Source organism: Kribbella sp. NPDC023972 (assembly GCF_040639075.1).
In the GTDB taxonomy this organism is placed as follows: domain Bacteria; phylum Actinomycetota; class Actinomycetes; order Propionibacteriales; family Kribbellaceae; genus Kribbella.
The window spans coordinates 109,970-122,723 of sequence record NZ_JBEZZH010000002.1 but is presented as its reverse complement, the minus strand read 5'-3'; the positions used below and the strand labels follow the sequence as shown (position 1 = coordinate 122,723).

The 12,754-nt window shown below is 68.8% G+C and carries 11 protein-coding genes; 4 read left to right on the top strand and 7 right to left on the bottom strand.

The features are described 5' to 3' along the window. The first annotated feature begins 120 nt into the window (after positions 1-120). Positions 121-801, top strand: coding sequence for an ABC transporter permease (locus AB0F43_RS09825; protein ID WP_360473291.1), 681 nt, complete (start codon positions 121-123; stop codon positions 799-801). 205 nt (positions 802-1,006) lie between these two features. Next, positions 1,007-1,192, top strand: coding sequence for a DUF3073 domain-containing protein (locus tag AB0F43_RS09820; protein ID WP_360473289.1), 186 nt, complete (start codon positions 1,007-1,009; stop codon positions 1,190-1,192). 411 nt (positions 1,193-1,603) lie between these two features. On the opposite strand, the gene purM is transcribed toward AB0F43_RS09820, so the two are convergent. After that, positions 1,604-2,686: a phosphoribosylformylglycinamidine cyclo-ligase gene (gene purM / locus AB0F43_RS09815; RefSeq protein ID WP_360473287.1), complete on the bottom strand. Its 1,083-nt coding sequence runs from the start codon at positions 2,684-2,686 to the stop codon at positions 1,604-1,606. A 73-nt stretch (positions 2,687-2,759) separates the two neighbouring features. Beyond that, positions 2,760-4,322 carry an amidophosphoribosyltransferase gene (gene purF, locus AB0F43_RS09810; protein WP_360473285.1) on the bottom strand — a complete coding sequence of 521 codons (1,563 nt, stop codon included), beginning with the start codon at positions 4,320-4,322 and terminating at the stop codon, positions 2,760-2,762. A gap of 268 nt (positions 4,323-4,590) precedes the next feature. Between purF and AB0F43_RS09805 the strand changes: the two genes are divergently transcribed. After that, the gene (locus tag AB0F43_RS09805; RefSeq protein ID WP_360473283.1) at positions 4,591-5,574 is read left to right on the top strand and encodes a helix-turn-helix transcriptional regulator; all 984 of its coding nucleotides are present in this window, start codon (positions 4,591-4,593) and stop codon (positions 5,572-5,574) included. A gap of 137 nt (positions 5,575-5,711) precedes the next feature. On the opposite strand, the gene AB0F43_RS09800 is transcribed toward AB0F43_RS09805, so the two are convergent. The 5 genes from AB0F43_RS09800 to AB0F43_RS09780 all read right to left on the bottom strand — a co-directional run bounded on the left by AB0F43_RS09800 (position 5,712) and on the right by AB0F43_RS09780 (position 11,422). Continuing rightward, complete coding sequence (locus AB0F43_RS09800) at positions 5,712-7,082, bottom strand: NAD(P)(+) transhydrogenase (Re/Si-specific) subunit beta (protein WP_360473281.1); 1,371 nt, start codon at positions 7,080-7,082, stop codon at positions 5,712-5,714. Further along, positions 7,079-7,384, bottom strand: a complete 306-nt coding sequence (locus AB0F43_RS09795) for an NAD(P) transhydrogenase subunit alpha (protein WP_132149116.1) — start codon at positions 7,382-7,384, stop codon at positions 7,079-7,081. The genes AB0F43_RS09800 and AB0F43_RS09795 overlap by 4 nt, the downstream gene beginning before the upstream one ends. Beyond that, positions 7,381-8,505, bottom strand: a complete 1,125-nt coding sequence (locus AB0F43_RS09790) for an NAD(P) transhydrogenase subunit alpha (RefSeq protein WP_360473279.1) — start codon at positions 8,503-8,505, stop codon at positions 7,381-7,383. The genes AB0F43_RS09795 and AB0F43_RS09790 overlap by 4 nt, the downstream gene beginning before the upstream one ends. Positions 8,506-8,548: 43 nt before the next feature. Next, positions 8,549-9,883 carry a dipeptidase gene (locus tag AB0F43_RS09785; RefSeq protein WP_360473278.1) on the bottom strand — a complete coding sequence of 445 codons (1,335 nt, stop codon included), beginning with the start codon at positions 9,881-9,883 and terminating at the stop codon, positions 8,549-8,551. A 111-nt stretch (positions 9,884-9,994) separates the two neighbouring features. Beyond that, a complete protein-coding gene (locus AB0F43_RS09780) occupies positions 9,995-11,422 on the bottom strand; it encodes a serine/threonine-protein kinase (RefSeq protein WP_360473276.1) in 1,428 nt (475 codons plus the stop codon). Between the two features lie 163 nt (positions 11,423-11,585). On the opposite strand from AB0F43_RS09780, the gene AB0F43_RS09775 reads away from it, so the two are divergent. Further along, positions 11,586-12,749 carry a hypothetical protein gene (locus AB0F43_RS09775; RefSeq protein ID WP_360473274.1) on the top strand — a complete coding sequence of 388 codons (1,164 nt, stop codon included), beginning with the start codon at positions 11,586-11,588 and terminating at the stop codon, positions 12,747-12,749. Positions 12,750-12,754: the final 5 nt, after the last annotated feature.

Genomic DNA, 12,754 nt, shown 5'->3' with positions numbered 1-12,754 from the left:
CACAATCACTGACGTCGCCCCCTCGGCCCCGGCCAAGCACCGGCCGAGGTAGCGACCTCGCTGCCGCCCGCGCGCGGCCAGTCCTTCCTCAAACTCGTCACCATCGAACTGCGCAAGTCCGTGAACACCCGCAGCGGCCGGGTCCTGATCGCGGCCGTCCTGTTGCTCGCCGTGATCGCCATCGGCTGGCAGCTCACCCACCTGCCGGAGGGACCGGCCGCCTTCGACGGTTTCCTCGGCGCCGCGTCCAGCAGTGTGATGCTGATCCTGCCCGTCGTCGGAGTGATGGCGATGACGAGCGAATGGACCCAGCGGACCGCGCTGACCACGTTCACGCTGTCGCCTCGCCGAGTCCGGGTCCAGCTGGCCAAGTTCGTCTCCGCCATCGTGCTCAGCGTCGTGGTGATGACCCTCGTCGTCGGATTCGCAGTGGCCGGCACTGCTCTGGCCGGTGCCGTCACCGATCACGCCGCGTCGTACGCCGAAATGGGCGGACTGGTGGCCGGGGGCTACCTGACCGTCGCGCTCAACGTGGTGATGGCCGCCGCCTTCGGTGCGGTGATCGCCCAGACGGCGGTCGCGATCCTGGTCTTCTTCATCGCCCCGACCGCCTGGTCGCTGGCCGGTCCGGCGCTGTTCAAGGACAACGCCAACTGGCTCGACGTGTTCGGCGCCTTCGGCCGGATCATCGAGCGGAACCTGAACGGGATGCTGCCCGAGACGCTCACCGCGATCGGGGTCTGGATCGTCCTGCCGACCATCGTGGGACTGTGGGCAAGCTCACGTCGCGAGGTCAAGTAACGGGGATCGACGCGGTGGGGTGGGCCGGTTTGAGGGAACCGGACCGCCCCATCCGACCGTGTGATCGGACCTCTCGGGGTCCAGCCAGGGGGCCGGTGCGTGTGTCGATCCCGTGCTCCGGGTATCCTAGAAACACGATTACTGACGACTGATCCGTGGGCGCCACGCTGCGTACCCGGTTGACTTGTGCGAGGGGGTCGACGCTATGGGGCGCGGCCGTGCAAAGGCCAAGCAGACGAAGGTCGCTCGCGACCTGAAGTACCGCACCTGGGACACCGATTTGGACCAGCTCAAGCGCGAGCTGTCCGGTGAGCAGGGTGCGAACCGTTCTGCGAACGGCGACGACGACGGCGACGACTACGACGCCGACGACTACCACCCCCGTCGGTAAGCAACACCAGCCCGGCTGATCTGCTCAGCACCCTTAGGGGTGCTTGAGCAGTTCGTCGTGCGCCCGACGAGTACCACCACACCAGCACCACCGCGACGGTGCCGCCTGCCCAACTCCAGGACCAGGCGGCCCAAAGCCACAGCCAGCCTGCCGCCCGGGCTCCTGATCCAAGGCGGCCAAGCTGGTGGCCTGAGGCATGCCAGCATGCTGTTCGCCGATCTCAGGCACGACGGCCAGGGCGCGGCCTGCCTCGGACCAGTTGGGCCAGCAGGCTGTCAGCGGGCCTGTGTCACAGCGGCTGACGGCTGATGCTTCTTGCCCGGACAGTGGCGCGTCAGGCAGGACGCCACCCGCACGAGGGCAAGAAGCCAGACGGCAGCTACCCGCGCCAAACTGCGGCGGCTGCGGCGGCTATTTCGCGTAAACACCTTCGAGCGTGACAGTCCCGCCAGGAGTCTGGCTGACCTCACCGCAGACCCACGCCGGGATGTCGCGGGCAGCCAGCGCGGCCACGGCCCGGTCGGCCGCGGACGGGTCCAGTACGGCGACCATGCCCGCGCCCATGTTCAGCGTCTTCTCCAGCTCAGCCAGCGGCACGTCACCCAGCAGCCCGACCAGCCCGAAGATCGGCGCCGGCGTCCACGTGGAGCGGTCGATCCGGACCGACAGTTCGTCCGGGATCACCCGGGCCAGGTTGGCCGCGAAGCCACCGCCGGTGACGTGCGACATCGCGTGCAGCGGTTTCGCGTCACCCTCGAACTCGCCGTTCAGCTCCTGGATCAGTTCCAGGCAGTGCTTCGCGTAGACCCGGGTCGGCGTCAGCAGCACCTCACCCAGCGTGGCGCCGAGCTCCGGCACCTCGCGGTCCAGCGTCCACTTCGCCCGGTCGAAGAACACGTGCCGGACCAGGGAGTACCCGTTCGAGTGCAGGCCCGAAGAGCCCAACGCCACGACCACGTCGCCCGCGCGAACCCGCTCCGCGCCGAGCACCTCGTCGGCCTCGACCACGCCGGTCGCTGCGCCGGCGACGTCGTACTCGTCCGGCTCCAGCAGGCCCGGGTGCTCGGCCGTCTCGCCGCCGACGAGCGCCGTACCGGCCTCCACACAGGCTTCGGCGATGCCCTTCACGATCTGCGCGATCGTCTCCGGGACCACCTTGCCGGTGCAGATGTAGTCGGTCATGAACAGCGGCTCGGCACCGCACACGACCAGGTCGTCGACAACCATCCCGACCAGGTCGAACCCGATCGTGTCGTGCTTGTCCAGCTTCTGCGCGATCGCGACCTTGGTTCCGATGCCGTCGGTCGAGGTCGCCAGCAGCGGCCGCCGGTACGACGTCAGCGCGGTCGCGTCGAACAGCCCGGCGAACCCGCCGAGCCCGCCGACCACCTCGGGACGGGTCGCCTTGGCCACCCACTCCTTCATCAGCTCGACGGCCCGGTCACCGGCCTCGATGTCCACTCCGGCGGCGGCGTAGCTCGCGCCCTGGCTCACGTTCTTCTCCTCGGTACGGCGTACGCCGGTAGGGACGGCGCGATCACGGACGGCTCGGTCGCCAACGGCCCGGTCACGGACGGCTCAGGGCGTCGGCCGCACCGGCACCGCCGGAGACCGTCGCCAGGCCGTCGATGTCGGTGGCCACCGGCAGCTCCAGCAGGTGCTTGCCCAGGTGCTCGGGGTCCGGCAGCTCGACCGGGTAGACGCCGTCGAAGCAGGCGCGGCAGAGTCGTTCCTTCGGCACCGTGGTGGACTCGACCAGCGCGTCCAGGCTGATGTACCCGAGCGAGTCGGCGCCGAGCGAGCGGCATATCTCCTCGGTGTTGAGGCCGTTCGCGATCAGCTCGGCGCGGCTGGCGAAGTCGATCCCGTAGAAGCACGGCCACTTCACCGGCGGCGCGGTGATCCGCACGTGGATCTCCTTGGCACCGGCCTCGCGCAGCATCCGGATCACCGCGCGCTGGGTGTTGCCGCGCACGATGGTGTCGTCGACCACGACCAGCCGCTTGCCCTCGATCACCTCGCGCAGCGGGTTCAGCTTGAGCCGGATGCCGAGCTGGCGGATGGTCTGGCTGGGCTGGATGAAGGTGCGGCCGACGTACGCGTTCTTGACCAGGCCGGAGCCGTACGGGATGCCCGACTCCTCGGCGTACCCGATCGCACCCGGTACGCCGGACTCCGGGGTGGCGATGACGAGATCCGCGTCGGCCGGGTGCTCGCGAGCCAGCCGGCGGCCGATCTCGACCCGAGTGGAGTGGATGCGCTGACCGGAGATCTGGGTGTCCGGGCGGGCCAGGTAGACGAACTCGAACAGGCAGCCCTTCGGGTCCGCCGCGGCGAACCGGGTCGAGCGCAGCCCGTCGGCGTCGATCGCGACGATCTCACCGGGCTCGATCTCCCGGATGAAGGAGGCGCCGACGATGTCGAGGGCGGCGGTCTCGCTGGCGACCACCCAGCCACGCTCCAGCCGGCCCAGCACCAGTGGGCGGATGCCTTGCGGGTCGCGAGCGGCGTACAGGGTGTTCTCGTCCATGAAGATCAGGCTGTACGCGCCCTTGACCTTCGGCAGGATCTTCGCCGCCGCCTGCTCGATGGTGAGATCCGGGTACCCGGCCAGCATCGAGGTGAGGATGTCGGTGTCGGACGACGCGCTGTGCTTGGCGTTCGCCTTCGCGTGCTCGACCTCGGCATCCAGCTCGAGGCCGAGGTCGCCGCTGCCGTTCAGGCTGGCGGCCAGCTCACCGGTGTTGGTCAGGTTGCCGTTGTGACCGAGCGCGATCGACCCGGTCGCGGTGGACCGGAACGTCGGCTGTGCGTTCGCCCACACGCTCGACCCGGTGGTCGAGTACCGGCAGTGACCGATCGCGATGTGGCCCCGCAGGGACGCGAGGGTCGCCTCGTCGAACGCCTGGCTGACCAGCCCCATGTCCTTGTAGACGAGGATCTGACTGCCGTTGCTGACCGCTATGCCAGCCGACTCCTGCCCCCGGTGCTGCAGAGCGTAGAGCCCGAAATAGGTGAGTTTGGCGACCTCTTCCCCCGGCGCCCAAACCCCGAAGACGCCACAAGCGTCCTGCGGTCCCAGGTCCTGCGGGTCAAGATCATGAGTGAGCCGACCATCGCCACGAGCCACGCCAGCAGTCTACGGGACGCCTGCTCGACCTCAGGCATCCGCATGGCCGCTCCTACCAGCAGGTCGCCGGGATGCACCTCGGCGCAGCACCCGCCGCCTCCGCCGGTGCCGCGGCAACTGTTGCGAGCAGGAGGGCGCTACCCATCACAATCAGCAACTTCTTGATCACAAAACGTCCCTTCGAAATAATCCGAACCGAACACTTGAATGCGAACTATGGACGCGCTCTGTATATGGTCGGTTCCGACAAGCGTTGAAGGAGGGATACGTGTTCGAGCCGCTGGGTGTGGACGAAGCCACCTACGCGGTCTATCACGCCCTGCTCAAGCATCCAGACAGTACGCCGGAACAAGTTGCCGCGCTAGTGAACCGGCCGGTGACGGAAGTTCACGAGCGGATGGAAAAGCTGCGCGAGCTGGAACTCCTGGTGCCCACCTGGACCAACCCCGATGGCGAGCATGCGGTCCATCCGCGGGTCGGCCTGACGAGCCTGGCTGAACGCCGCCGAAGCGAGCTGACCAAACTCCTCGCCGAGCTCCGGGAGGCAGAGGCCTCGGCCGAGATCGTCGGCGAGCAGTACAACGAACTCCTCACCGCCCGTAGCAGCGGCGATGTCGAGATCCTGAAGGGCCGGGCGAACGCGTCCCGCCGGGTCGAGGAACTCGCGCAAAAGGCCCGAGAGACGTTCTGGGGCCTGGTCCCTGCGCACATCGACGACACGATCCACCCGGTCGACCGGTCACCGGATGTGCCGTTGCTGGAGCGCGGCCTCAAGATGCGAACCATCTACCTGCAGAGCATGACCGCTTCGAAGGCAGCGCTCGAGTACGCCGAGGCCATGCATCGCCTCGGCGGAGAGGTGCGGGCCACACCGACACTGCCGATGCGTTTGCTGATCTTCGACCAGGAAATCGCGGTCATGCCGATGGACCCGGAGAACCCGACGGCCGGCGCGGTCATCCATCGCAGCCCGGCCGTGGTCTCCCTGGCACTGGCCCTGTTCGACGCGTACTGGTCCCGCGCGAGCGAACTCTTCGACCCCGAGGACCGCGACGAGAACACGCCGCTCACCCCGCACGAGGCAGAGGTACTGCGCCTGCTCGCCGGTGGCGCCAAGGACGAACAGGTCGCCCGCCTCCTCGGCATCTCGCTGCGCACCGCCCGCCGCATCACCGCCAACCTCTCCGAACGCCTCGACGCCGCCAGCCGCTTCGAACTCGGCGTAGCCGCCGCCAAACGCGGCTGGGTCTGAGAGCACCACCTGGTGGAATGGCCGTAGTTCGACTCACTCGGCCTCACGGATCGAACGCTCGCCATTTACCGCGAGCACTTGCGGTTACTACGACTGCTCAATTACCTCGCGGATTTGGGAATGACGGCGGCGTCGGGTCAGACCGCCTTCAGGGCGGCCAGGAGTTTGGTGAGGGACTCTCGGGCGTCGCCGAAGAGGAGGGTGGTCCGGGGGTCGTAGAGGAGTTCGTTCTCGATACCGGCGAAACCGGGGCGCATCGAGCGTTTGAGGAAGATGACTCGCTGGGCCTCGTCGGCGTTCAGGATCGGCATGCCGTAGATCGGGGCGCTCGGGGTGTTGCGGGCGGCCGGGTTGACCACGTCGTTGGCGCCGACGACGAGGACGACATCGGTGGACTTGAAGTCGCCGTTGATCTCGTCCATCTCACGGAGTTGCTCGTACGGCACCTGCGCCTCGGCCAGCAGCACGTTCATGTGGCCTGGCATCCGGCCGGCGACGGGGTGGATCGCGTAGTCGACCTTCACGCCGCGAGCCTGCAACTCCTCGACCAGGTCGCGCAGCGTGTGCTGTGCCTGGGCCACGGCGAGGCCGTACCCGGGCACGACGATGACCCGGTTCGCGTACCCGAGCAGGATGGCGACGTCCTCCGCGCCGCCGGAGATGACCGGCCGGTCGGACGCCGTACCGCCGCCGAGGGTCGAGCCGCCGCGGACCGCGCCGAAGAGGATGTTGAAGACCGAGCGGCCCATCGCGTCGGCCATCAGCTTGGTCAGCAACGTACCGGCGGCGCCGACCAGCGTGCCGGCCACCAGCAGCAGCGTGTTGCCGAGCACGTACCCGCCGGCCGCGACGGTCAGACCGGTGAAGGCGTTCAGCAGCGAGATCACGATCGGTACGTCGGCGCCGCCGACCGGCAGCACCAGCATCACGCCGACCGCGAGACCGATCAGGCAGAGCAGTACGCCGACCCACACCCGCGGGTCCGAGACCAGCCAGACGGACAACGCGATACCGCCGAGCATCGAGGCGATGAAGAGCACCGGCAGACCGGGGAACGTCACCGGCCGGGTCGTCATCAGCTCCTGCAGCTTGGCGAATGTCACGATGGAGCCGGAGAAGCTGATCGCGCCGACCAGAATGGTGAACGCGGTCGCGATCGCGGCGACCGTCTGGCCGTCGTGCACCTCCCCGAGCTCCACCAGGGCGACGAGCGCGGCCGCGCCACCGCCGACACCGTTGAACAGGGCAACGAGCTGCGGCATGTGGGTCATCTGCACCCGGCGCGACCCGACCACGCCGCCGACGGTGCCGACGCCCAGCGCGATCAGGATCGGCGCCAAGTGGTCCGGCTTGTAGGCGACGAACGTGATGACGACCGCGAGCACCGCGCCGGCGGCGCCGAGCAGGTTGCCGCCTCGGGCGGTCCGAGGTGACGAGAGCGCCTTCAGCGCGACGATGAAACAGACCGCTGCGATCAGATAGCCGATCTGGGCCCAGGTGGGGATCACTTCTGCAGCTCCTTCTTGCGCGCCCCCGGGCCTCGGAACATCTCCAGCATGCGGTCGGTGACCACGAACCCGCCGACCATGTTGACGGTCGCCAGTACGACGGCCAGCAGCCCGACGACCACCACGATCGCGGACTCGGCCTGCCCGGTGACGATGATGGCGCCGACCAGGATGACGCCGTGGATCGCGTTCGCCCCGGACATCAGCGGCGTGTGCAGGGTCGAGGAGACCTTGCTGATCACCTCGACACCGACGAACGCCGCCAGCACGAAGATCGTCAGCAACGCGATTGACTCGGTCATGCCAGCGGTCCTTCCAGGAGCTCGCGGGTTGGCTCGTGCAGGACGCTGCCGTCGTGGGTGACGCAGCAGCCGCGGACGATCTCGTCGTCGAAGTCCGGATCGAATGCCGCGTTGCGGGTCATCAGCCGGATCAGGTTGGTGATGTTCTGACCGTAGAGCCTGCTGGCCGGTCCGGCCATCTGGCTCGGTACGTTCGCACCGCCCCAGACCAGCGCGCCACCGATGGTCAGCTCGGTCCCGGCGACCGAGCCCTCGACGTTGCCGCCCTGTTCCGAGGCCAGGTCGACGACGACCGAACCGGGCTTCATCTGCTCGACCATCGATCGCGACACCAGCATCGGCGCGGTTCTCCCGGGTACGGCGGCCGTCGTGATCAGCGCGTCCGCGGCGGCGACGTACGGCGTGAGCAGCTCACGCTGGAGCTGCGCGCGTTCCGCCGTCATCTCCCGGGCGTACCCGCCCGGACCGTCCAACGTCCCCAGCTCCAGCTCGATCGGCACGGCACCCATCGATGCGATCTCCTCGGCCGCCGCCGTCCGCACGTCGTACGCCTTGACCACCGCACCGAGGCGCTTGCAGGTCGCGATCGCCTGCAGGCCGGCCACACCGGCGCCGAGGACGACGACCTGGGCCGGCGGGACCGTGCCGGCCGCGGTCATGTTCAGCGGGAAGAAGCGCGGCAGCCGTTCGGCCGCGACGATCGCCGCGCGGTACCCGGCGACCAGGGCCTGTGAGGACAGCGCGTCCATCGACTGGGCCCGGGAGATCCGCGGGATCAGCTCCATCGCGAACGCGGTCAGCTTGGCCCGGGTGGCGGACCGGACCACGTCCGGCGGATTCGTCGGCAGGAACGACATCAGCGCCGTACCGGCGTGCAGCCGTTGCAGGCGCTCGCGCTCCAACGGCTGCACCGACGCCACGATGGTGGCGGCGTGGTCGGCACCCCAGGCGACCTCGGCCCCGGCGTCGCGGTACTGATCGTCGGAGTACAGCGCCCGTTCGCCGGCGGCCGGCTCGACCGCCACCTCATAGCCGAGCTCGATGAGTTTCGCGACTTGTTCCGGCACCAGCGCGACCCGGCGCTCGGCCGGTCTGGTCTCCCGCACGACTGCGATCTTCACTCGCCGAAACCTATGCCAAACACTGGGTCGCCGGAAAGCCCGGTCAGCCGTCCTTGCCGAGGTTCTCCAGCAGGAGGGCCTCGGCGAGGCAGACCTTGGTGAACTCGGCGAGGTGCAGACCCTCGTCGATACCGTGCGCGCGGGTGTCCGGATCCTCCACGCCGGTGACCAGGATCGAGGCCTTCGGGAAGGTCTGCTGGAACTCGGCGATGAACGGAATGGACCCGCCCATCCCCATGTCGATCGGCTCGACACCCCAGGCGGTCTTGAAGGCCGAGCGGGCCGCTTCGTACCCGGCGCCGCGGGCGTTCACGCTGCACGGCTGGCCGATCTGGCCTTCGGTCACGGTCACCTGCGCACCCCACGGCGCGTTGCGCTCGAGATGCTCCTTCAACGCCGCGCTCGCCTTGGTCGCGTCGTCGCCCGGCGCGACCCGCAGGCTCACCTTGGCCCGCGCGACCGGGACCAGCGTATTGCTCGCCTCCGCGACCGACGGCGCGTCGATCCCCAGTACGGCGACCGACGGGCGAGTCCACAGCCGGTCGACGAGCGATCCCGTACCGGTCAGCCGGACCGAGTCCAGCACGCTCGACTCGGCGCGCAGCCGGTCCTCGGGGTACACCACATCCGCCGCCCGCGAGGCGTGCAGGCCGTCCACCGCGACATCGCCCTTGTCGTCGTGCAAGGTGGCGAGCAGCCGGCACAACGCGGACAGCGCATCCGGGACCGGGCCGCCGAACAGACCCGAATGAACGGCGTGGTCGAGCGTGCGCACCTCGACGTACGCCTCGACCAGACCGCGCAGCGACACGGTCAGTGCCGGCACACCGACGTCCCAGTTGCCGGAGTCGGCGATCACGATCGCGTCGGCGGCCAGCTCGGCGGAGTACTCGTCCAGCAGTTGCAGCAGGGTCGGCGAGCCGATCTCCTCCTCGCCCTCGACGAACACCGTCACACCCACCGGCAGATCGTTGCCGAAGGCCCGTACGGCGGCCAGGTGGGCGGCGATCCCGGCCTTGTCGTCCGCCGCGCCCCGGCCGTACAGCCGGTCGCCGCGCTCGGTCGGCTCGAACGGGTCGGACGTCCACTGCTCGACCGGACCGGTCGGCTGGACGTCGTGATGTGCGTACAGCAGGACCGTCGGCTTCCCGGGCGGCGCGGCCTTCTTCGCGATCACCGCCGGCGCACCGGCACCGGCCCGGACGATCTTCACCGTGAATCCCTCGGCCTCGAACAGCGCCGCGGTCGCCTCGGCGGAGCGCTGGACGTCGGCCGCGCGGGCCGGTTCGTAACTGACCGACGGGATCCGGATGAGGTCCTCGAGGTCGGCACGGACACTGGGCAGAACGCGGTCGATCGCCGCGGACAGATCGGTCATGCGCCTACGGTACGGCGTCCGTTCGCGCAGCCCACGCCCACTTCACGCTCGCGCGTCACTCATTGGCGATTTACTCTGAAATTCTCGTAGGTCGCTGACGTCGCTGGTTCCTCAGGGTGCGTACGACGCCGAGTCCAGGACGGACTGCCGGTGCTCGGGATTGTCATCGCGCACTTGGACCTGCAGCAGCTTGCCGTCGCGTAGCTGGATGAACCGCTCGAACACGGTGTGCCCACTCGGGCACGGGTAACGGAAGAGGACCGCCTGCCGATCGTCAATTGTCTGCGTCTCCCCTTGGACTGCACTGCAGCCCGGTGGAGGCGTTGTAGTGCTCGGCAGACTGGATCCGCTGGTGACGCCCAGGTACACACCATCGACGTCCGTGGACTTGTCCCAGTCCGCGGTGCTGGTGCTGACCAGCAAGGCTGGTCCATCAGCCCGCTCGGCTTTCTGCGACCAGTCCCTCGGCACCTCGACGGCGAGCTTGTTGTACTCGACCTGCACCGGGCGGGTCAGGACGAGTTGGTAGCCGCCATAGCCGCCGGCGGCGGCCAGCAAAACCGCGAGCAGCGCGGCGAGAACCCGGCCGCGGGCGGATCGCTTGGGTGGTGCCGCGACTGTCGACTGGTTGGCGCTGGCGAGTGCGGTGGCCTGGTCGACGTCGGCGGATGGCGTGGCCGGGGTGGGCATTTCCGCGGCCGGCACCAGGCCGGGTGGGATCTCGCCGGTCGTGTGCGCATCGCGCAGTGCGTTGAGGAAGCTGTCCAGGTCCAGCCAGCGCTTGTCCCGATCCGGCTCGAGGGCACGCCGTACGACGACGTCGATCGCGTCCGAGATCTCTTCGCGCAGGGTCGCCATCGACGGCGGTGGGGTCTCGATCTGCATCACCGCGCTCAGGCTCGCCACGCCGTACGGCGGCTGTCCGGTGAAGGCGGCGTACGCGACCGCGCCCAGCGAGTAGAGGTCCGCCCGGTGGTCCAGGCGCTCACCGCGAACCTGCTCGGGTGCGACGTACGCCGGAGTGCCGCCGGGCATGGTGATCCGCGAGACCTCGGCCAGCGACTTGCCGAGCCCGAGGTCCGACAGCATCGCCCGGTCGCCGGCCGGGTCGGTGTGGAACAGCACGTTGGCCGGCTTCACGTCGCGGTGCAGGACGCCGCGGGCGTGCAGGTGCTTCAGTCCCCGGCCGACCTGGGTGATGATGCGGACCACCTCGGCGATCTCCAGCGGGCCGGCCTTGATCCGGTCCGCGAGCGTGCCGCCGTCGGCGTAGGTGAGGACCATGAAGGGGCGGCCGTCGTCGGCCTCACCGATGTCGTGCACGCCGACGACGTACAGCGAGTCGACCTTGCGCAGGAAGCGTCCCTCGGCCAGGAACCGGCGCCGGACGTCGTCGTCCTCGATCCAGTTGTCGGAGAGGATCTTGACCGCGACCTCGGCGTCGAGCTGCTCGTCGCGTGCCAGCCAGACGGTCGCGAAACCACCGGCACCCACCCGGCGGACCAGGGAGTACCGGCCGATCCGCGGTGGCTGGTCCATGGCGCAATTATGCTCGATCCCACCTGCGACTGGTTCGCCGGAGCTTTCGGTACGGCTTTTCGGAGCGAACAAACCGGGTCTTCAGGGCGTCTCAAACGGGGATGGACGAGGCGCGGGTCCCCCCGAGCCGTTGCTGCTCGGATCGTGAGTTAGGAGCCCGCTGGTGCGGAACAACAACAGGCGCCTGGTCATCCTGGTCGCATCAGTAGCAGTAGCCGCGGTGGCCGTCGGCGCCGCCTTCGCCTACCGCCAGGGCCCCCAGCGAGCCCAGGCCGACGCCGGCCCCTTGACCGGCTCCCCATCTCCCACCGCCACCCCGACGCCAACCCCGTCGAAAACCCCGCCAGCCACCAAATCAACCCCCACCACGACCCCGTCCAGTACCCCGACGAAGACCGGTCCGGTGAAGACGGCGGTCAACCTGGCCAAGCTCACCCAGGGCCGTGCCCCGCAGGTCACCTATCTGTCCGGCCGCACGATCCGCGGCAGCGGCCTCGAGATCAAGGTCCCCGGCACCCTGGACATCGCGGACGTCGCCCGGATCAACGACGACGCGCTGGCCGTGGTGACCGACGGCAACAGCAGCGAACTGCTACGCATCGACAGCACCGGCGAGATCCGTCGTACCCCTGACGTCACCCAGATCGTCAGCTCCGACGACGACGTGTCCGTGGCCTACATCGCCATCAAGTCGTCCGAGAGCGGAGAGATGCAACCGGGTGCCGTCGTCTACGCCGAGAACAGCGGCCAGGTCCAGAAGGTGACGGTTCCCGACATCTTCGACGCGGTGCCGCTCGCCTACATCCAGGACACGGTCTACTTCCAGGCCCAGGCGAGCAAGACGGCCAACGTCTGGAACCTGTACGAGTGGCGGCCGGGGGCGGCCAAACCGACCGTGGTCAAAACCGTTCCGCGACCGACCGGCCTGTCCCGCGACGGGAAGACCGCCGCGTCGATCGGCACCCGGACCGACTACGGCAGTTGCACCCACGTCGTCGAGGTTGCCACCGGCAAGCGTCTGTGGCGCACCTGCGAGTACGGCATCAGCGGCTTCACCCCCGACGGCCGCACGGCGATCGGCCAGCCGTTCTACCTCGACGGGTACGGCAACGGTCTCGCCGCCGCGCTCGACATGACGAAGGGGACGCTGATCCACGAGTGGACCGGGACGTTCCGGCAGACGGTCGCCGAGGACGACCAGCACCTGCTGATCCTGGCCGACGACGGCGAGGACAGTCCGGAGTCGATCATCCGGTGCACCATCACCACCGGCGCCTGTGAACTCGCCACGCCGCTCACCAAGGCCAACCAGCTCATCGCCGACTGATGTCT

Bases quoted from the DNA above. Each gene is read 5' to 3' on its own strand.
- AB0F43_RS09820 (WP_360473289.1), top strand. From the start codon at position 1,007: ATGGGGCGCGGCCGTGCAAAGGCCAAGCAGACGAAGGTCGCTCGCGAC.
- AB0F43_RS09795 (WP_132149116.1), bottom strand. From the start codon at position 7,384: ATGACCGAGTCAATCGCGTTGCTGACGATCTTCGTGCTGGCGGCGTTC.
- AB0F43_RS09785 (WP_360473278.1), bottom strand. From the start codon at position 9,883: ATGACCGATCTGTCCGCGGCGATCGACCGCGTTCTGCCCAGTGTCCGT.
- AB0F43_RS09780 (WP_360473276.1), bottom strand. From the start codon at position 11,422: ATGGACCAGCCACCGCGGATCGGCCGGTACTCCCTGGTCCGCCGGGTG.